Annotated in this window: 16 protein-coding genes and 1 pseudogene; 10 read left to right on the top strand and 7 right to left on the bottom strand. The window is 68.6% G+C overall.

From position 1 onward, the window contains the following. Nucleotides 1–331 precede the first annotated feature (331 nt). The 6 genes from ABT245_RS13330 to ABT245_RS13305 all read left to right on the top strand — a co-directional run bounded on the left by ABT245_RS13330 (nucleotide 332) and on the right by ABT245_RS13305 (nucleotide 7,037). Nucleotides 332–1,156 (top strand): COG4280 domain-containing protein, encoded by an 825-nt coding sequence (locus ABT245_RS13330; RefSeq protein WP_351732678.1) that lies wholly within the window; start codon nucleotides 332–334, stop codon nucleotides 1,154–1,156. Nucleotides 1,157–1,828: 672 nt separating this feature from the next. Next, entirely contained in the window at nucleotides 1,829–2,755 is a 927-nt protein-coding gene (gene phnD / locus ABT245_RS13325; RefSeq protein WP_351732676.1) for a phosphate/phosphite/phosphonate ABC transporter substrate-binding protein, read from the top strand. A 19-nt stretch (nucleotides 2,756–2,774) separates the two neighbouring features. After that, entirely contained in the window at nucleotides 2,775–3,590 is an 816-nt protein-coding gene (gene phnE / locus ABT245_RS13320) for a phosphonate ABC transporter, permease protein PhnE (protein WP_351732674.1), read from the top strand. 94 nt (nucleotides 3,591–3,684) lie between these two features. Next, nucleotides 3,685–4,554, top strand: a complete 870-nt coding sequence (locus ABT245_RS13315) for a phosphonate ABC transporter ATP-binding protein (protein WP_351732671.1) — start codon at nucleotides 3,685–3,687, stop codon at nucleotides 4,552–4,554. Next, nucleotides 4,551–5,657: an NAD(P)/FAD-dependent oxidoreductase gene (locus tag ABT245_RS13310; RefSeq protein WP_351732668.1), complete on the top strand. Its 1,107-nt coding sequence runs from the start codon at nucleotides 4,551–4,553 to the stop codon at nucleotides 5,655–5,657. Before ABT245_RS13315 ends, ABT245_RS13310 begins: the two co-directional genes overlap by 4 nt. 378 nt (nucleotides 5,658–6,035) lie before the next feature. Next, entirely contained in the window at nucleotides 6,036–7,037 is a 1,002-nt protein-coding gene (locus ABT245_RS13305) for an NAD/NADP octopine/nopaline dehydrogenase family protein (protein WP_351732666.1), read from the top strand. A gap of 107 nt (nucleotides 7,038–7,144) precedes the next feature. On the opposite strand, the gene ABT245_RS13300 is transcribed toward ABT245_RS13305, so the two are convergent. Further along, complete coding sequence (locus ABT245_RS13300; RefSeq protein WP_351732663.1) at nucleotides 7,145–7,522, bottom strand: toxin Doc; 378 nt, start codon at nucleotides 7,520–7,522, stop codon at nucleotides 7,145–7,147. 4 nt (nucleotides 7,523–7,526) lie between these two features. After that, a complete protein-coding gene (locus ABT245_RS13295; RefSeq protein ID WP_351732660.1) occupies nucleotides 7,527–7,778 on the bottom strand; it encodes a hypothetical protein in 252 nt (83 codons plus the stop codon). A gap of 716 nt (nucleotides 7,779–8,494) precedes the next feature. Between ABT245_RS13295 and ABT245_RS13290 the strand changes: the two genes are divergently transcribed. Next, complete coding sequence (locus tag ABT245_RS13290) at nucleotides 8,495–9,358, top strand: site-specific integrase (RefSeq protein WP_351732658.1); 864 nt, start codon at nucleotides 8,495–8,497, stop codon at nucleotides 9,356–9,358. A gap of 98 nt (nucleotides 9,359–9,456) precedes the next feature. On the opposite strand, the gene ABT245_RS13285 is transcribed toward ABT245_RS13290, so the two are convergent. After that, the gene (locus tag ABT245_RS13285) at nucleotides 9,457–9,846 is read right to left on the bottom strand and encodes a TOBE domain-containing protein (RefSeq protein ID WP_351732930.1); all 390 of its coding nucleotides are present in this window, start codon (nucleotides 9,844–9,846) and stop codon (nucleotides 9,457–9,459) included. A gap of 18 nt (nucleotides 9,847–9,864) precedes the next feature. Then, complete coding sequence (locus ABT245_RS13280; protein WP_351732655.1) at nucleotides 9,865–11,166, bottom strand: ammonium transporter; 1,302 nt, start codon at nucleotides 11,164–11,166, stop codon at nucleotides 9,865–9,867. Nucleotides 11,167–11,432: 266 nt separating this feature from the next. Here ABT245_RS13280 and ABT245_RS13275 point away from each other — a divergent pair, with 266 nt between their 5' ends. From ABT245_RS13275 to ABT245_RS13265, 3 genes are all read left to right on the top strand, one after another. Beyond that, nucleotides 11,433–11,864, top strand: a complete 432-nt coding sequence (locus tag ABT245_RS13275; RefSeq protein ID WP_351732653.1) for a hypothetical protein — start codon at nucleotides 11,433–11,435, stop codon at nucleotides 11,862–11,864. A 226-nt stretch (nucleotides 11,865–12,090) separates the two neighbouring features. Then, the gene (locus ABT245_RS13270) at nucleotides 12,091–12,816 is read left to right on the top strand and encodes a LysR family substrate-binding domain-containing protein (protein WP_351732650.1); all 726 of its coding nucleotides are present in this window, start codon (nucleotides 12,091–12,093) and stop codon (nucleotides 12,814–12,816) included. A gap of 98 nt (nucleotides 12,817–12,914) precedes the next feature. Further along, entirely contained in the window at nucleotides 12,915–13,565 is a 651-nt protein-coding gene (locus tag ABT245_RS13265; RefSeq protein ID WP_351732648.1) for a helix-turn-helix domain-containing protein, read from the top strand. Between the two features lie 453 nt (nucleotides 13,566–14,018). On the opposite strand, the pseudogene ABT245_RS13260 reads toward ABT245_RS13265, so the two are convergent. The 3 genes and pseudogenes from ABT245_RS13260 to ABT245_RS13250 all read right to left on the bottom strand — a co-directional run. Continuing rightward, nucleotides 14,019–14,360, bottom strand: a pseudogene (locus tag ABT245_RS13260) (HutD/Ves family protein); the annotation flags it as partial. Nucleotides 14,361–14,370: 10 nt separating this feature from the next. Beyond that, the gene (locus ABT245_RS13255; RefSeq protein ID WP_351732645.1) at nucleotides 14,371–15,549 is read right to left on the bottom strand and encodes an NAD(P)/FAD-dependent oxidoreductase; all 1,179 of its coding nucleotides are present in this window, start codon (nucleotides 15,547–15,549) and stop codon (nucleotides 14,371–14,373) included. Further along, nucleotides 15,549–16,892 carry an FMN-binding glutamate synthase family protein gene (locus tag ABT245_RS13250; protein WP_351732642.1) on the bottom strand — a complete coding sequence of 448 codons (1,344 nt, stop codon included), beginning with the start codon at nucleotides 16,890–16,892 and terminating at the stop codon, nucleotides 15,549–15,551. The genes ABT245_RS13255 and ABT245_RS13250 overlap by 1 nt, the downstream gene beginning before the upstream one ends. Nucleotides 16,893–16,900: the final 8 nt, after the last annotated feature.

Here is a 16,900-nt window from a genome sequence, read left to right as displayed (position 1 = left end):
TAACGGTTGAAGCAGCGGAGTCATCCCGGTGCGCATGCTCACCGGGCCTCCTGCCGTGGCGATCGGATGCGATGGCACGTTCTGCCACCGTCCAGCCACTCCGCGCCGCGGCGGCACCGTCCGGGCCCCTCACTCCACACCACTGTCGTGCGCGCACGGCCTCTTCGTGATGGTCGCGCGCCAGACGCACGAGGACACCACCCATGTCGAGTCGCCCGGACGACAGCGCATGAATGTAACGACCCATAGACACTAGATGTATCAGCTGTTAGCGTCCGCACGTGATGTTCGTTTCTCGCGTCATCGTCGGCGTGAGGTGAGAGGACAGGTTATGTCTGTTGGTACCGGGGCTGTCTGGGCACTGGCTGTCGCCGTGTTCCTGGCGTGTCTCGTGGAGGCGGTGGAGGCCGTCACCATCGTCGTCGCGATGGGTATGACCCGCGGCTGGCGGTCAGCGATCGCCGGCACCGTGGTTGGCCTGGCATCGGTGATCGCCTTCGCGCTCGTTACGGGTTACGCGGTGGTCACATGGCTGCCCGAGGCCGCCCTGCAACTCGCGATCGGAGCACTCCTGTTGATCTTCGGGTTGCAGTGGATGCGCAAGGCGATCCTGCGTTCGTCCGGACGGAAGGATCTGCACGACGAGGCGGAGATCTTCGAGAAACAAAGTGCCCTGGCTCGCCAGGCGGGCGAACGGTCCTTCCTCGGACTGGACTACTTCGCATTCATAGTGAGCCTCAAGGGCGTCTTCCTGGAGGGCGTCGAGGTGGTGTTCATCGTCATCACCTTCGGTCTGAGGGCAGGCGATGTTCCGGTGGCCACGGGTGCGGCGCTGCTGGCGACAGTCATCGTCGCGGCCGCGGCGGTGGTGGCGCACGGACCGTTGACGAAGGTTCCGGAGAACACCCTGAAGTACGGCGTCGCCGTGTTGCTGTCGACGTTCGGCATGTTCTGGTGCGTCGAAGGACTCGGCACCTTCCAGCCGGACCGGCAACCGCTGGACTGGCCCGGCGGCACCGTCGCGCTCGGCGCGGTCCTGGCCGGCTGGCTGGCACTGTCCCAACTGCTGATCCGGGTCCTGCGGGTGCGGCCGACCAAGACCGTGCCCCCGGCGTTGACAACCGGGATGGCGCCGACCGAGGACGTCGGGCCGTGAGAGGGTACCTGCGGCTCTGGGGCATTCCACGGCCGCAGGGAATGGCGGGTGCGCCGGACGCGTCCAGTCCGAGCGGGAAGACAGTATGAGATCGGGCGGGCAACGATGCCGCCAAGAATTATCGAGGGAAAGACCAGTTCAACTTCTTCTGCGACTTGACTCGCCTCCGAGTATTCCCTTGGCAGCCTGAGTCAATTTACCGAAGTACTCAATGCGCATTCCAGACGGACGCGCCGGTTCAAGGGTTTCCTCGACTCGTAGGAAAGGCGTGACCATGCCGCCGTCCACGAGCCTGATGAACTCCTCCTCCATGAGCTTGTGCGCTTTACTTTCTCCACTTTCTCCGCGGACTCACTGACTACGCGGCTCCTTGAACGCCTCCGTGAACACCTCCGCGACCGTCGCTGACCTGCCCATACGGCCAGCGTGATCCGCGGCTCCGGTTTCCTCAACGGTTCTCCGCGCCGTGTCCAACACGGCCAGGCGTTCTGGATCGCCCCTCCCCCAAGAATTCACCGCAATACGAAAAGTTCATCCGGGTGTGGCCCGTCTTATCTGTGGGTTCATTTATGCCGGATAAATTCCGAAGAAGTCCCGAGCTGGGACACCGGGCTCGGAGGCACCCCGCCCCGTCGCCCCGAACTGTCCAGCCAAGAAATGGAGCCTGGACCGATGACCGGAGCATTCGGCGTGCGTAAGTCGCCCATCCTCTTGCTCGTCCATGTCTTGATCCTCACCGGACTGCTGGCCGCGTGCGGCAGTTCGACCAAAACGGCCAGTTCATCCGTCGACAACCCCGCCACTCTGACGCTGGCCATCTCCAGCGTAGAAGGCTCCCAACAGCTCCAGAAGCAGTTCGGCCCGCTACAGGCCAAGCTGACGAAGATTCTGCACATGCCGGTGAAGCTGTTCCCGGTCGCCGACCGGACGGCCGCCGCGGCGGCGATCGAGTCCAACCATCTGGACCTGGTCATGGCCGGCCCCGCCGAGTACGTCGCCCTCCGCGCGGAGTCCGGCACACTGCCGGTCGTCGGTCTCAGCCAGCCCGGCTACCGGACCCTGTGGGTCGTGCACGGCGGCAGCGCGATCACCTCGCTGGCCCAACTGAAGGGCAAGGCCGTGGGCCTGACCGATCCCGGCTCCACGAGCGGATACGTCTACCCGCTGAAAATGCTCCTCGACGCCGGACTGAAGCCCGGCAGCACCGTCACGACCCAACCGCTGAGCAGCAATCAGGCAGCCGCGTTCCTCGGGCACAAGGTGGACGCGGTCGCCACCTACCCGGCCGGATACGCGGCCCTGCTGAAGCTCGGCGGCCTCACACCCCAGCAGGCGCCCGTCATCGCGCGAAGCCCGATGTTCCCGCCCAACCTCATCATCGCCAACCCCCGGCTCTCCGCATCGCTGCGCAACCGCATCAAGAGCGAACTGTCCGCCAACAGCGCCGCGATCATGAAGTCCATCCAGGCAGCCGGGGGCATCTATGTGAGCAGCTACGCCGAATCGAAGATCATCCCGGTCACCGACAAGGACTTCGACATGATCCGCCAGGCATACCGTCAGGACGGATACCCGAACCTCGCGAAGATCCCCTCCTGATGTGGAAGGCAGCAACCGGATGTCACTCAGCATGACCGACCGGGCGCAGCGCCAGGCGGGTCACCCGCCGCCTCGTCTGCCCAGGACGTCACCGTTCCTGCTCGTCGTGGCGGTCGTGGTCCTGGGGGGATTCGTCTGGGGAATCGTCTGGAGCGGCCTGAACCCCAGCACGCTCGTCTCCGGGGCCCCGGGGTTGGTCAACTTCCTGGGCAAGGCGTTCCCGCCGGTGCTCGAGCAGGGCCGGACCGTCGCCTCCGCCACCGGGCAGACCATCGAGATGGCCATCGTGGGCACCGTCTTCGGTGCGGTGGCCAGCCTCCCGGTCGCGGTGCTGGCAGCACGGAACCTCAGCCCCGCACCCCTGGCCGCCACCGTGCGCTCGCTGGTCACATCACTGCGGGCCATCCCGGACCTGGTCTGGGGTCTGGTGTTCGTGGTCGCGGTCGGGCTGGGACCCGCGGCCGGCATCTGTGCGATCGCCGTCGACACGATCGGGTACTGCGGCCGGCTGTTCGCCGAACGGGTCGAGGAACTCGACCCGGCACCCCTGCGGGCGCTGCGCGCCACGGGCGCCCACACCCCGGCCGTGATCGTCTGCGGCGTCGTACCCGCCGTCCTTCCGTCGTTTGTGGCCACCAGCATGTTCGCGCTGGAGAAGGCGGTGCGGTCCGCCGTCGTGCTGGGCCTGGTCGGCGCGGGCGGGATCGGCATCGACCTGTCCACGGACATGCAACTGTTCCAGTATCAGCAGGCGCTGACCATCGTGATCATCATCTTCGTCGTCGTCATCGCTGTCGAGCGGGTCTCCGCCGCGGTCCGCAGGCGGATCCTGTGACGCGCCCGCAGGCCCGGGAGCGTGCCGAAAGGAATGGGCCCATGCCGCCAATGTCAGCAGCTCCCGTCTCGGACGTGACCGCAGGATGTCCCCGATGACCGCCCCCGATCCCGTGACCACTCCCGACGCGGCACACCCCGACGGTGGCCTCCCCGGCGCCGAGGTCACCGGGATGCCCATCGAGGTGACGGAACTGGCCAAGACCTACGGTGATGTCTCCGCCATCCGGCAGGTCTCACTCACCATCAGGCCAGGCCAACGTGTCGTGCTGCTGGGCCCGAACGGATCCGGGAAATCAACACTGCTCCGCTGTCTGGTACGCCTGGAGCAGCCGACCGCCGGGACCGTGACGATCGGCGCTCACCCGGTCACCACCCTGGACGCGCACGGACTGCGGGCGCTGCGGCGCGAGGTCGGCTTCGTATGGCAAACCCATGACCTGGTCGGATACAGCACGGTGTTCGCGAACGTCCTGCACGGCGCACTCGGGCGGGGCGGCATCCGGTCGTGGTGGCCCGCCACCGCCCCGGGCGCAGAGCGTGATTTCGCGTACGAATGCCTCGACCGGGTCGGGTTGGCCCACCTTGCCCAGCGGCGCGCCAGCACCCTGTCAGGTGGACAGCAGCAGCGCGTCGCCATCGCGCGCATGCTCATGCAGCGCCCGCGCCTCATCCTCGCCGACGAACCGATCGCCAGCCTCGATCCGCGGGCCGCCACCGAAGTGATGGACCTGCTGTGGAATCTGGCCACCGAGACCGGGGCCACGGTCGTCTGCACCCTGCACCAGGTAGACGCCGCCAAGCGCTATGCCGACCGGATCCTCGGCATGCGCGGCGGGCACCTCGTCCTGGACCGGCCCTCTACCGACATCAGTGACAACGAACTTGACCTGCTGTACGCCGGAGCGGGCGAACCGCCGGCCACCATCGGCACGCCGGTCACGAACGAAAGGAAACACACGTGAAGGTCGCAGTCCTCGGCGCCGGCATTGTCGGAACCGCCGTCGCGTGGCGGCTCGCGGAAGCGGGCGCCGACGTCCTCGTCGTCGACGTGAGCCAGCCCGGTGCGGCCGCCACCGGGGCAAGCCTCGCCTGGGCCAACGCCAGCAGCGCCGCGTCGGAAGACTACTTCGCTCTCCGGGTGGCGGGCCTGGACGAACACCGGCTGATCTCGAAACAACTGCAGGGGGACTGGACTCTGGCCTCCGGCCACCTTCAGTGGGCCGATACCCAGCCGGAGACCGAGGCGCTGCGAGACCGGTACACGCGGCTGCGATCACGCGGGTACCCGGCCGAACTTCTCAACCCTGCCGAGGCGAGCGCCAGTTTGGAACCGTCCGTCCGGTTCGCCGGGCCGGAACATCCCGTCCTGCACACCCCGGACGAGCCGGCCATCGACGCCCCGGCCATGGCCAGGCGGCTGCTGCGCGCCGCGGTGACCTGTGGCGCCGTCCCGGCGCTCGGCAAACCGGTCCGCTCCCTCACGGTGCGCGGCGGGCGGGTCGCCGCCGTCGTCGTAGGCGACACCAGCCACGGCGTCGACGCGGTCATCAACGCGGCCGGGGCGAACGCCCATCACCTGGCCGACATGGCCGGGCGCCGACTGCCCCTGCGTGACGAACCCGGGCTCGTCGCCCGGCTGTACTGCGACCCGGTGCCGGTCCGGCACACCATGCACGCGCCCGGCATCGAGATCCGGCCCGACGGACCACGACAGGTCCTCTTGCACAGCCGAGCCGTCGACGCCCAGTTGTCCCCCGACGGCTACCCGCACGACCAGCACATCGACGATCTGTGCCGACGCGCCGCCGACATCGTGCCCGAGCTGGCCGCCGCGGAACTGCGCGATGCCCGCGTGGGCTGGCGCCCCGTCCCACAGGACGGCTGGCCCAGCGTCGGCGGCCTCGCATCGATACCCGGCTACTACGAAGCCGTCACCCACAGCGGCGTAACCCTCGCGGGAATCATCGCCAAGCTCCTCACCGAGGAGATCCTCACCGGTACGGTCCACCCGCTCCTGGCACCCTTCCGGCCCGACCGCGACGGCCTGCGTCCGACGCACACGTGAGTCCGCTGTCCGGCCGCGTCGGCGATCGCGCCGACCGCCTGCAACGGGCCGGGGCAAGGGCGGCTCGGGGGGGGCGGCGCCGGTCCGACGGCCGGACCGTTTCCCCGAGCCGCCGCACAGCGCGCACGGCTCTCGGCCGGGGGCGGCTACCGCTGTTCGAGCGGCTCCGCCGTGATCGCGCTCGGCTCGCCCTGACGACCGGCCTGACCAGCCCTTGGCCGCCCGGCGCAGACATATCTCGCCCACCTGCTCGCAGGGGGCCGACGCCGGGGGCGCACCATCCGTGTCGCCGCCGCCTCTTCGACGGCCTCTGCGTCGGTGTCATCGCCTCGGTGTCATCGCCTGCCCGCCTCCATGAGCACACACCCTGGAGACCTGATGAGTATCGCTGTCATCGGGGAGTCGCACCAGCGGCTCTCTGCCGCCGCCTACCTAGCCACGCTTGGCGAGACGGTCGCCACCACATGCCTCGACACAACCGAGTACGAGGTCGCCGTTCTCTCCAACCCATCAACACGTCAAACCGTCGGCCGACTGGAAAGCACCCCGGAGGACGAGGTGGAAGGCGTCCTGATCATCGATACACCCGAGACGCTACCGGCCACGATCCAAGCATGGGCGCCGATCCTGACCGATCGAGTGGTCGTGGTGGCCGCCTGCGGTCTGAGCGGTCCGATTCTCGTCGAGTCGCTCTGCCGGCAACACGGCGTCCTGCCGACCGTCGTCGCCGACGCGGCCGGCTACCCGGTTCTCGGGGAAATGCGGGGCTCCGTGATGACGATCCGCGCGGTCAAACGGGGCCTGCTCGTTGGTGTACCGGGGCAACCGGAGCCCGACGTGATCGATGTGCTCCGTCGTATCGTGCCCGACGGGACGGCCACGGACCGCCTCCGGTCCTCCTTGTCCAACACCAATCCGCTCCTTCATCCGCCTGTCGCCGTACTCAACGCGACAAACATCGAGCGCCAGATCGAGACGACCCTGTTCCGTGACGCGCTGACACCCTCCGTGTCAGAACTCATCAACGCCGTTGACGAGGAACGACTCCGCGTCCTTGACAAGCTCGGCCTCCCCGATGTTCCGGTTCTTGAGCACTTCGTCACGTATTACGGAGACCAGGGCCTCACCGGCTCAACTCTGCGGGATGCGCTCTCGACGTTTCCCGCATTCACCCACTCGCGGCTGCCACAACAGCTTCACTGCCGTTTCCTCGACCAGGACGTACGCCATGGCCTCGCCCCGATGGCCGCGCTCGGCGACCTGATCGGCGTCCCGTGCCCGCGCACGAACGCAGTCGTGGAGATCTCGTCGACGCTGCTGCGGCTCGATCTTCGCGAGGACGCGGCAGACATCGCCCAAGCCGCACTCGCCGACGTATGACACTCGTCGAACTCGACGCTTCATGACGGCCCGTCGGATCTTCTGGCGGACCGTCCGGCGAACAGCCGACCGCGCTGTGGACCAGTGGCCGGTGCGGGCCGCGGCGGTCAGATGCGCCAGGAACGGATCTTCTCGGCGGCACCGAAAACATCTTCCTTGCCCGACATGAGGATTTTGCACAGTTCGACGAGTTCGCCGTAGGGGGAGTCGATCCCCTCGCCGCAGGCATGCATGTAGGCGATCGTGACCGCGCACGCATAGCGGACGTTGAGGGACGGCAGCGGCCGCAGCAGGAGCAGGGTCTGCAGCAGAGCGGCGGCGCGCCAGGACGCGTCGGGGTCGACGCCGAGACGGGGTGGGTCGACGCGGTGCCGGGCCACGGCCGCCACGAGTGCCGAGAAGTCGCTGATGTGAGGCTGGTCGGCCAGTGCCTTCTCGTGCTGCTGCAGGAGCCAGCGCACATCGATGTGGACGAGGGGTGCCATGGATTCAGGCGGCCCTGCCCATCGCACCGGACGCCGGACCGTCGTCGATGCCCGCGGCGGCGATGGCGTCCGTCAGCGCAGGGTCGGTGAAGACCCGCTGGAACTCGTCCGCCGCGGCCTTCAGGGCCCGCTGATGGGCGATCGCATCGCGGGTGGATTCCCGCACGAATGCCTTCAGGGTCATACCGCGGGACCGGGCGACCTCCCGGAGGTCTTCAAGGTCCGCGTCGGAAAATTCCACATTGAGTGCTCCCATGCGCTCATGGTACCGCTGGGGTACCCGGGGCTCAATAGTCCCAGGTCAGGCCGGGCGCCCCGGGTACCGCTACGCTACGAGAGGAAGGGCACCGACCGCGGACCCGGCCTCGGCGAAGGCCCCGGACCTCGTCGGCCGCGACGTCACGGCAAGCGAGCCGAACACGAAGCACGTCGGCGACATCACCTATCTCGGGGCGCCCTTAACGAGCGGCATATCAAGTGACAAGTAACCCACTAGTAACTTACTGGGCGGGTTTTTACTTATCTGGGCGGCTTGTCCGGTTAGCGGGTGCGCTGCTGGTCCGGCGCAACGGTTTCTCGTACTTGCCGCCCCACGCCAGGCATTGGGCGGGTCCCGCCGCCGCGCACCGCTGGCCCCCTGCTGGTCGGCGAGGAGGCCAGTGTGGCGCCGGGCACTGATATCGCATCAAGCCGCGGCGGGCTCCGGCTCAGGGTCCGGGTCCTGCGGGGTGGGGGCGGCGAGCTGGAGGCGGCTGCCCATGTTCAGCCGCACCTCGCCGTACGGTTGGATGGATGTGCATCCAGAACAGCGGGGTCAGGGCCCGCTTGTCCTCATCGGTCAGCACGTCGGCCCATTCGGGGTCGGCGAGCATGTTCTGGAGCATCAGGGTGTTTACCTGTTGACTGAACTACCGGGAGTGTTTGCGCAGTTCAGAGGACAGTCTGCGCAGCGGGTGGCTATGGTCCCGGCTCGTGATCGAGAGACATGGAGAAAGCCCGGATCTGCGCTCGCTCGACGTACCACGAGTCGGCTCGCTCCTGGAGACCGGCGATGTGTGGGAGCCGTACCGGCTGCTTGATTCAGCAGGCACGGTTGCCGAGCCGGTCGCGGTGTACCTGAAGGACCTGCAGGGCATCGGACGGCCCGCGACGACGCAGCGTTCGTGCGGGATGGGTATGCTGCGCTGGTTCCGGTTCCTGTGGGCGGTCGAGGCGCCGTGGGAACAGGCGACCCGGGACGAGGCCCGTGATTTCTCGCGCTGGATCCAGATCAGCGACAAGCCGAAACGTGCCGGCGCTCATGCCGCCGCGGCGGTCCCGAATCCGGTGACAGGCAAGGCCGGACCGGGCCGCAAGTACGCCCCGGCCACCCGCGGCCACAGCGAAAGCGTGCTCCGCGGCTTCTACGACTTCCACCGCGATGCCGGGTCGGGACCGATGGTCAACCCGTTCCCGCTGGTCCGACGCGGTACCAGAGCCAACGCCCACCACAACCTAATGAATCTCTACCGCAACGCACGCTCAGGGCTATACCGCCCGCGGCACGTTCAGCGGGTGCCACGGTGCATTCCGGACGAGAAGTTCAACGAGGTGTTCGCCCAGCTCCGCTCCCATCGGGACCGGGCTCTGGTGGCCTTCTGGGTGTCCACAGGCGCCCGGGCGTCCGAGCTGCTCGGCGCCAACTACGACGACTCCGCGTTCCCCATGGCCAATTCCGCGGAGTTCGGACTGGGGAATATCGCCGTCGTTCACACAGCGGGCGCCGGTATCGGCGAAGTGCCCCCGGAGGGCGGGATGTTCTGGCAGAAGTACCGCCTCTGGGGGGGTAGTGGTTGAACCGGTGCGTGCAGCGTGTGTTGGCGCGGGTGCGGCGGGCAGCGTGGCGGCTGGAGCAGGCTGGGCTTGGAGGTGGTCGGGGGCCTGGTGGGGTGTGTCTAAGGGGCCAGACGTGATCCGTCGTCAGCGAAGTAGTGCAGTGCGGTGATGTCGGCATGAGCGGTGACTCGACCGTGCGGCACGATCGCTGCGGGGACGCGCAGACGGATCATTTGCGTGTCGACGCCGAGATGCACGAGCCGGTCGCGTCCGTGCAATTCACTCATCATGACGGTGCCCTCGAATCGCACGGCAGAGTCCGGACCCTGGCCGAGGTGGATGTCGTCAGGGCGGATTCCGATGCGCGCGGCCGGGTGCGTGTTGTTTGAAAGTGCGCCGCTGCTGGGGAGCATGTTCATTCCGCCGAGGAATGTTGCAACGAATTCGGTGGCGGGAGTGTTGAACACCTCGTCGGGCGGTCCGGCCTGTTCTATGCGGCCCGTGTTCATCACGACGAGCTGGTCAGGCTAGAGCGTTGGAGATGAGGAGACGGCGGGCGCTGAATCGGTGGCCATGTGGTGGAGGAGGTCGTAGGCGCTCTCGGCGTGCAGGTGGACGTCCACGCCGCCCTCCTCGACTTCGGGGCGGACGCGCAGGCCCATGGTCTTGTCGAGGGCCTTGGCGATCAACCAGGTGGCGCCGAAGGAGTACAGCAGTACGGCGATGGCACCCACCGCCTGCTTGCCGAGGAGGCCGAGTCCGCCGCCGTAGAACAGGCCGTCCACGCCGTTGGGGGCTTCGGAGGTGGCCAGGACGCCCACGAGCAGCGTTCCGGTGATGCCGCCGACCAGGTGGATGCCGACGACGTCGAGGGAGTCGTCGTAGCCGAGCCGGTACTTGAGGCCGACGGCCAGCGCGCACACCGCGCCGCCGATCGCGCCCAGCAGCAGCGCGCCGAGCGGCGAGACGGCCCCGCAGGACGGGGTGATGGCGACGAGCCCGGCGATCGCGCCCGACGCAGCGCCGAGACTGGTCGCGTGGCCGTCGCGCAGCTTCTCCACGACGAGCCAGCCGAGCATCGCTGAGCAGGTCGCGGTGAAGGTGTTCAGTACGACGACGGAGGCGGCGTTGGACGAGGTGAGCGCGGAGCCGCCGTTAAAGCCGAACCAGCCGAACCACAACAGGCCCGCACCGAGCATCACCAGGGGCAAGTTGTGCGGGCGTTCCGCGCCGCCCTCCTTCTTCCAGCCGATGCGCTTGCCGAGGACGAGGATCACGGCGAGGGCCGCCGCACCCGAGTTGATGTGCACGGCCGTGCCGCCCGCGTAGTCGATTGCGCCGAGCTTGTTGACGATCCAGCCGCCGACGACGTTGTCGCCGTCGAATGCGAACACCCAGTGCGCGACCGGGAGATACACCAGGGTGACCCAGATTCCCGTGAAGGCCATCCAGGCCCCGAACTTGATGCGGTCCGAGATCGCGCCGCAGATCAGGGCGGCGGTCAGGGCCGCGAACAGCGCCTGGAAGGCGGCGAAGACCGAGAGCGGGATGACGGCCTTCGGGTCGTCGTTGATGATGCCGCTCAGGCCGAAGTACTCGGTGACGTCACCGAGGATCCCGGCCCCGCCTATCGAGTCGCCGAACGCGGCCGAGTAACCGTAGACGACCCAGATACAGCCGACCAGGGCCACGGCCCCGAACGTCATCATGATCATGTTGAGGACGCTCTTGGCGGCGACCATGCCGCCGTAGAAGAGCGCGACGCCCGGCACCATCAGACAGACGAGTGCCGTGCTCGCGAGCATCCAGGCGGTACTTCCGGTGTCCATGCGCACGCTCCGCGGAGTGGATCGGTGGGTCCTACAGACAGCCGGCCCACAGAAGGAAACGAAGTTTCACTGCAGTAGACCGATCGGGTGTTACGGACGCTCAAGCGCCGGATTAAGGGCGAGTTTCGGTCACTGCCCAGGCTCCCCGGTCCAGCCGGAACCGGGGATGCGGCCCGGCCCGGGGCCAGGTCGGCTGCCATCGCCCCGATCAGCCGGGCGAACCCGGCGCCGTGCCCCGAGCAGGGCGACACGATGGCCAGGGGGCTGTGCCGGTCGAGGACGAAGTCCTCGTCGGGGGTGATGCGGTAGAGGCAGCCGGCCTCGGTGACCGGCTCGGGGCCGAGTCCCGGCAGCCGGTCGAGGACGAAGCCACCGACGCGCGTGCGCGAGGCCGGGTCGACGACCCCGTCGCGGGTGCGGGCCGTGGTGGGGGTGCCTCGGTCGGGCTCGGCGACCTTGACCGCGGGCAGCGGGCCCCGTCGCTGCCCGACGGCAGGCCGAAGACCTGTGGGGTCGCGTCCTTGGAGACCAGCACCGGCAACGGCACGTCCGGATCTTGCTGCCGGAAGTGGAAGACCTGCTGCTGGGTCACCCGCAAGGGCGGCAGGATGACGGGACAGCCCGAGGCCGGGCAGCCAGGGCCCGGAGGCGACCACGACCGTGTCCGCGACGAACGGCGCACCGACGGAACTCTCTGACCGGGGACGATGCACTCTTGCGCAGAGATCGTCTCCCAGGCTGTCGAAGATCTTTTCCCGCCGGACGAGGCGCCCCTCGCTTGCGACCTGGCCAGAGCGTCCGTCAACTCATCGGCGTACGCCGGGTGTTTCGTCGGTGCCCCCGAACTCCCGGCCGTCGTCAGTGCGTACCCGCGCCTTCCCTGCCCGCAGGCCGCCCGTCCGCCCACCGCCCGGACGTCGATGCGTGCAACTGACGGCGGTGGGCGCCGAGTTCTACCGCCGCGCCGTCGCAATCCTGGAGCAGGTCGACCAGGCGACGGCAGACCTGGAACAAGTCGCGGCCGGTCGGGCAGGGCGCCTCCGGGTCGGCTTCCCGAGTTCGGCCAGTTACTCGATCCTGCCCCACGCCGTCCGCAGCACCCGTGAGCAGGCACCGGACCTCGACATCGACCTCGTACCGCTCACCAGCGCCGAGCAGGTGGAAAGAGTGCACGAGGGAACGATCGACATCGGCATCGTGCGGGGCGAAGCAGGCGCCCTCGACCTGCAGACCAGGAGACTCTACGAAGAACAGATCGTCGCCTGCCTGCCGAAGGACCATCCACTGGCCGCGAACGAGCTCGTCAGCGCCGAGGACCTGGCACGCGAACCGCTGATCTTCTTCCCCGCCAGAGACATGCCCGGCTTTGTGGCGGAGATCAGGCCGATCTTCAACGGTATGCCGTTCCCCCGCATGCGGACCCGCGTCGTCCACCAGGAGACGGCGCTCGGCTTCGTCGCCGCGGGCGTGGGCTTCACGCTGCTGCCGGAGTCGGTCACGTCATTCATGCCCTCGTCGGTCCGAGTGGCCCGGATCGACTCCTGCCCGACCACCGTGATGTACGTCGCCGAACCACGGACGCTCACCCCGGCCGCGCGGTTGTTCCAGCGGGCACTCTTCGAGGCGGCGGCCGCCGTGTCCGCACCTTGATCGGCCTCGTCGGCCGTAGTGCTGGCGGCTCCCGTTCCGGTACGAGCCGGCTGAGCCGCGGTCACTGGCAGTGGACGCTGTGACGTTAGGGTTTACTTATGGGAGAAGATTCGAACCAGCTGCTGCGCAACGTCGGCACGGCACGCGACCGCCCTGCCGACGAGCCGATCGAGACGCTCGAACTCGAGGCAGCGATCGCCCGCAACGTGCGTGAACTGCGCCATCAGCGCGGGCATTCGGTCACCGACCTGGCGGCCAAGGTCGGTATCTCCAAAGCGATGCTTTCCAAGATCGAGAATGCCCAGACCTCGTGCAGCCTGAGCACGCTCTCCCTGCTGGCCAAAGGCCTCGACATTCCGGTGACCTCACTGTTCCGCGGAGCCGACGCCGAGCGCCCGGTCTCCTATGTGAAGGCCGGGCGAGGCACACCGATCGTTCGCAGCGGCAGCCAGGTGGGGCATGACTACAAGCTCCTCGGATCTCTTCGCGGTGAGCACAAGCGCCTCGAGTGCCTGCTCGTGGCTCTCACCGCGAAGAGCCAGACCTATCCACTCTTCCAGCACCCCGGCACCGAGTTCATATACATGCTGGAAGGCGTGATGGACTACGGCCACGGACGCAGTGTCTACCGCCTCAAGCCGGGCGACGCCCTGATCCTCGACGGCGAGGGAGCCCACGGCCCCGTCGACCTGGTGGACCTGCCGATCCGCTTCCTTTCCGTGATCGCTTTCCCCGACGGCACCAACTGAGGCCCCCATCCAGGCCTCTGCGGAAGGCAGGAACCTCAGCCCAGCAGAGACGGTTCGAGGCTCCTGCCCGACGCGGGGCAGACGAGAATGTGACGACAGGGCCTGGAGGACGTCGGCGTCATGGCCGGCGCCGGTGCCCAGCTGCGGCGCCGTGTCGAGCACGTCGGCGAGCCGGTCGCGCAGCCGTGGTTCGAAGTCGACGGTGGAGCTGAAGGACTCCTCGGTCATCTCCGCGGTGCAGCCCTCCTGCGTGGCGAGCTTGCGCGCGGCCCGCCCGATCTCGTCGACGAGATGGCGGGTGACGGCGTCGTCGGGATGGCGTACATCGAGCCAGAGGTCCACCCGGGAGGCGATGACGTTGGTGCCACCGGGCACGGGCACGAGCCGACCGACGGTGGCCCGGGCGTCCGGGACGGCGCGGGCGAGGCACCGCACCTCGGCCACCAGCAGTGCCGCGGCCACCTCCGCCCGGCACGCGCCCCGTCGCGTCAGCACGTTGAGTGCCCGGGTGGGCGTGTCGAGGGCCACCGTGACCGGTGCCTCGCCGGCGAACCGTGCCTGGTCGCGGGCCGCGAGCCGCTGCTGCCGCCCGTCGACCGTCAGCCGAAGGGGGCCGAGCGCGATGAAGAGGCGATCGAGCCCCGGGAACGTCGAGAACGGCGCGTCGCGGTCGAGATCGGCCACGCTGATGCGCCACAGGACCCGGCCGGACGCGTCTGTCCCGGTCGCGAGCTCCCGGGTGACTCCGGCACCGTTGCGCCAGAGGGCCGGGGCCACCCGGGAGGGGTCGAGCATCCCGGTCACGTCACCGCATCTCGCCGGCACCGACATAAGGGTGCAGGCTGTTCAGCGGTTTGCCCTCGGCGAACCGTTCGAGGCGGAAGTCCGAGGCGGGGATGCCGGGGTCGGTGCTGTCGCCCTCGAACACCAGGTCGGCGACGAGGTCGCCCACGGCCGGGCTGATCTTGAAGCCGTGGCCGGCGAACCCGGCGCAGAGGATCAGGCCGTCGACGCCTCCGACCGGGGCGATCACGGGGTTCCAGTCCGGCGGGACGTCGTACACCCCGGCGTAGGTGTGGGTGACCGACGGGTCGGGGAAGCCCGGGAAGCGGTGCATCACCTTCTCCGCGTACTTCTCGATACTGGCCTCGCCGGCGATGTTGGAGTAGCTGTCGGGGTCGACGAACTTCTTCTGGAAGTCGGCATGGTCGCTGTTGCCGACGAGGAACTGGCCCGCACCCTCCAGTCGGCAGTACTGCAGGCTCACCAGGTCGGACACGACCGGGAGGTTCGGCAGCGGCTCGCCGGCGTCGACGATGAGGAGCTCCGAGCGGTAGGCCTCCACCGGGAAGTCGATCCCGAGGTCGGCGAGCAGCTTCGCCGACCACCAGCCCGAGGCGACGACGACCAGGTCGGCGTCGATCACCTCACCACCGTCGAGCTCCACACCCGTCACCTTGTCGCCCGCGGTGAGGATGCGGGCGACGGGGGTGTTCTGCCGGATGCGCGCGCCGTGTTTGCGGGCCACCTGCCCGTAGTGCAGGGCGAGTTGAGTGGCGTCCGCGAACCCGCCACGCGGTTCGTACGACGCCAGCGCGACGTCGCCGACCTCCATCATCGGCCACAGCTCGGCCAGCCGGTCGTTGTCGATCAGGTCGACGTCGATGCCGAGGCCCTGGTGCATGGCGGTGTTGGCCCTGAGCGGCCCGGCGTTCTCCTCGCCGACGATGACGGTGTAGCCGACCTGGCGGAAGCCGACCCGGTCGCCGAGCTCCTCGAAGACCGGCATGCTCCGCCACGCCATCGCGGCGATCGAGGGCACGCCGTAGTGCGCGCGTACGATCCCGCTGGACTTTCCGGTGCCGCCGCCGGTGAGCTGGTGCCGCTCCAGGACGAGTACGTCGGTGAGTCCGCGCTGCGTCAGTGCCCGGGCGATCGAGAGTCCGATCAGGCCGCCTCCGACGAGCACTGCCTTCGTCGCCATCAGAACCCCTGTCCCGGGATCCAGGAGGTACCGGCGAGCGGGACGCGGGCCATGGCGGCCGCCTCGATGGAGGTGGCGACCATGTCCTCGGGTTCGAGGTGGGTGACATGGGCCTTGCCGCAGGCGCGGGCGATCGTCTGGGCCTCCATGGTGAGTACCCGCAGGTAGTTGGCGACTCGGCGGCCGCCCTCGACCGGGTCGAGCCGCTGTTGCAACTCCGGGTCCTGGGTGGTGATGCCCGCGGGGTCCTGGCCCGCCTGGAACTGGTCGTAGAACCCGGCCGCCGAGCCGAGCTTCTCGTACTCCGCTGCGTACTTCGGGTTGTTGTCGCCCAGCGCGATGAGCGCGGCAGTGCCGATGGCGACGGCGTCGGCACCGAGGGCGAGCGCCTTGGCGACGTCGGCCCCGGAGCGGATCCCGCCGGAGACGATGAGCTGGACGCCGTCCGGCTTCTTGTGGACGCCGAGTTCCTGGAGCGCCTGCACCGCCTGTGGAACGGCGGCGAGGGTCGGGATGCCGACGTGCTCGATGAAGACGTCCTGGGTGGCGGCAGTGCCGCCCTGCATGCCGTCCACCACCACCACGTCCGCGCCGGCGTGCACGGCGAGCTTGACGTCGTAGTAGGTGCGCGAGGCGCCGACCTTGACGTAGACCGGCTTCTCCCAGTCGGTGATCTCACGGATCTCGTTGATCTTGATGGTGAGGTCGTCCGGGCCGGTCCAGTCGGGGTGGCGCGAGGCCGAGCGCTGGTCGATGCCTGCGGGCAGGTCCCGCATGCCGGCGACCCGCTCGGAGACCTTCTGGCCGAGCAGCATGCCGCCACCGCCCGGCTTGGCGCCCTGGCCGAGGACGATCTCAATGGCGTCGGCACGGCGCAGGTCGTCCGGGTTCATGCCGTAGCGGTTGGGCAGGTACTGGTAGACCAGCGTCTTGGAGTGGCCGCGCTCCTCCGGGGTCATGCCGCCGTCGCCGGTGGTGGTGGAGGTGCCGGTGGCCGAGGCCGCGCGGCCGAGGGCCTCCTTGGCGTTGGCTCCGAGGGCCCCGAAGCTCATGCCGGCGATCGTCACCGGGATGTCGAGCCGGAGGGGGTACTTGGCGTTGCGCGCGCCCAACACCACGTCGGTGCCGCACCGCTCGCGGTAGCCCTCCAGCGGGTAGCGCGACACCGAGGCGCCCAGGAAGAGCAGGTCGTCGAAGTGGGGCAGGGCGCGTTTGGCGCCCCAGCCGCGGATGTCGTAGATGCCGGTCTCGGCGGCTCGCTGGATCGCGGCGATGGTGGCCCGGTCGAAGGTCGCGGACTCGCGCAGGCCCAGCCGGGCCCGGTCGTCGGAGGTGAGGGTCATCGGATCCT

The sequence above is a fragment of the Streptomyces sp. NPDC001508 genome (genome assembly GCF_040298665.1).
Classification (GTDB): domain Bacteria; phylum Actinomycetota; class Actinomycetes; order Streptomycetales; family Streptomycetaceae; genus Streptomyces.
This window is presented reverse-complemented; position numbering and strand designations above follow the sequence as displayed.

What these genes read in the sequence shown, in the direction of transcription:
- ABT245_RS13330 (WP_351732678.1), top strand. Translation starts at nt 332, where the DNA reads ATGTCTGTTGGTACCGGGGCTGTCTGGGCACTGGCTGTCGCCGTGTTC.
- phnD (WP_351732676.1), top strand. Translation starts at nt 1,829, where the DNA reads ATGACCGGAGCATTCGGCGTGCGTAAGTCGCCCATCCTCTTGCTCGTC.
- phnE (WP_351732674.1), top strand. Translation starts at nt 2,775, where the DNA reads ATGTCACTCAGCATGACCGACCGGGCGCAGCGCCAGGCGGGTCACCCG.
- ABT245_RS13315 (WP_351732671.1), top strand. Translation starts at nt 3,685, where the DNA reads ATGACCGCCCCCGATCCCGTGACCACTCCCGACGCGGCACACCCCGAC.
- ABT245_RS13305 (WP_351732666.1), top strand. Translation starts at nt 6,036, where the DNA reads ATGAGTATCGCTGTCATCGGGGAGTCGCACCAGCGGCTCTCTGCCGCC.
- ABT245_RS13300 (WP_351732663.1), bottom strand. Translation starts at nt 7,522, where the DNA reads ATGGCACCCCTCGTCCACATCGATGTGCGCTGGCTCCTGCAGCAGCAC.
- ABT245_RS13295 (WP_351732660.1), bottom strand. Translation starts at nt 7,778, where the DNA reads ATGGGAGCACTCAATGTGGAATTTTCCGACGCGGACCTTGAAGACCTC.
- ABT245_RS13285 (WP_351732930.1), bottom strand. Translation starts at nt 9,846, where the DNA reads ATGAACACGGGCCGCATAGAACAGGCCGGACCGCCCGACGAGGTGTTC.
- ABT245_RS13280 (WP_351732655.1), bottom strand. Translation starts at nt 11,166, where the DNA reads ATGGACACCGGAAGTACCGCCTGGATGCTCGCGAGCACGGCACTCGTC.
- ABT245_RS13265 (WP_351732648.1), top strand. Translation starts at nt 12,915, where the DNA reads ATGGGAGAAGATTCGAACCAGCTGCTGCGCAACGTCGGCACGGCACGC.
- ABT245_RS13255 (WP_351732645.1), bottom strand. Translation starts at nt 15,549, where the DNA reads ATGGCGACGAAGGCAGTGCTCGTCGGAGGCGGCCTGATCGGACTCTCG.
- ABT245_RS13250 (WP_351732642.1), bottom strand. Translation starts at nt 16,892, where the DNA reads ATGACCCTCACCTCCGACGACCGGGCCCGGCTGGGCCTGCGCGAGTCC.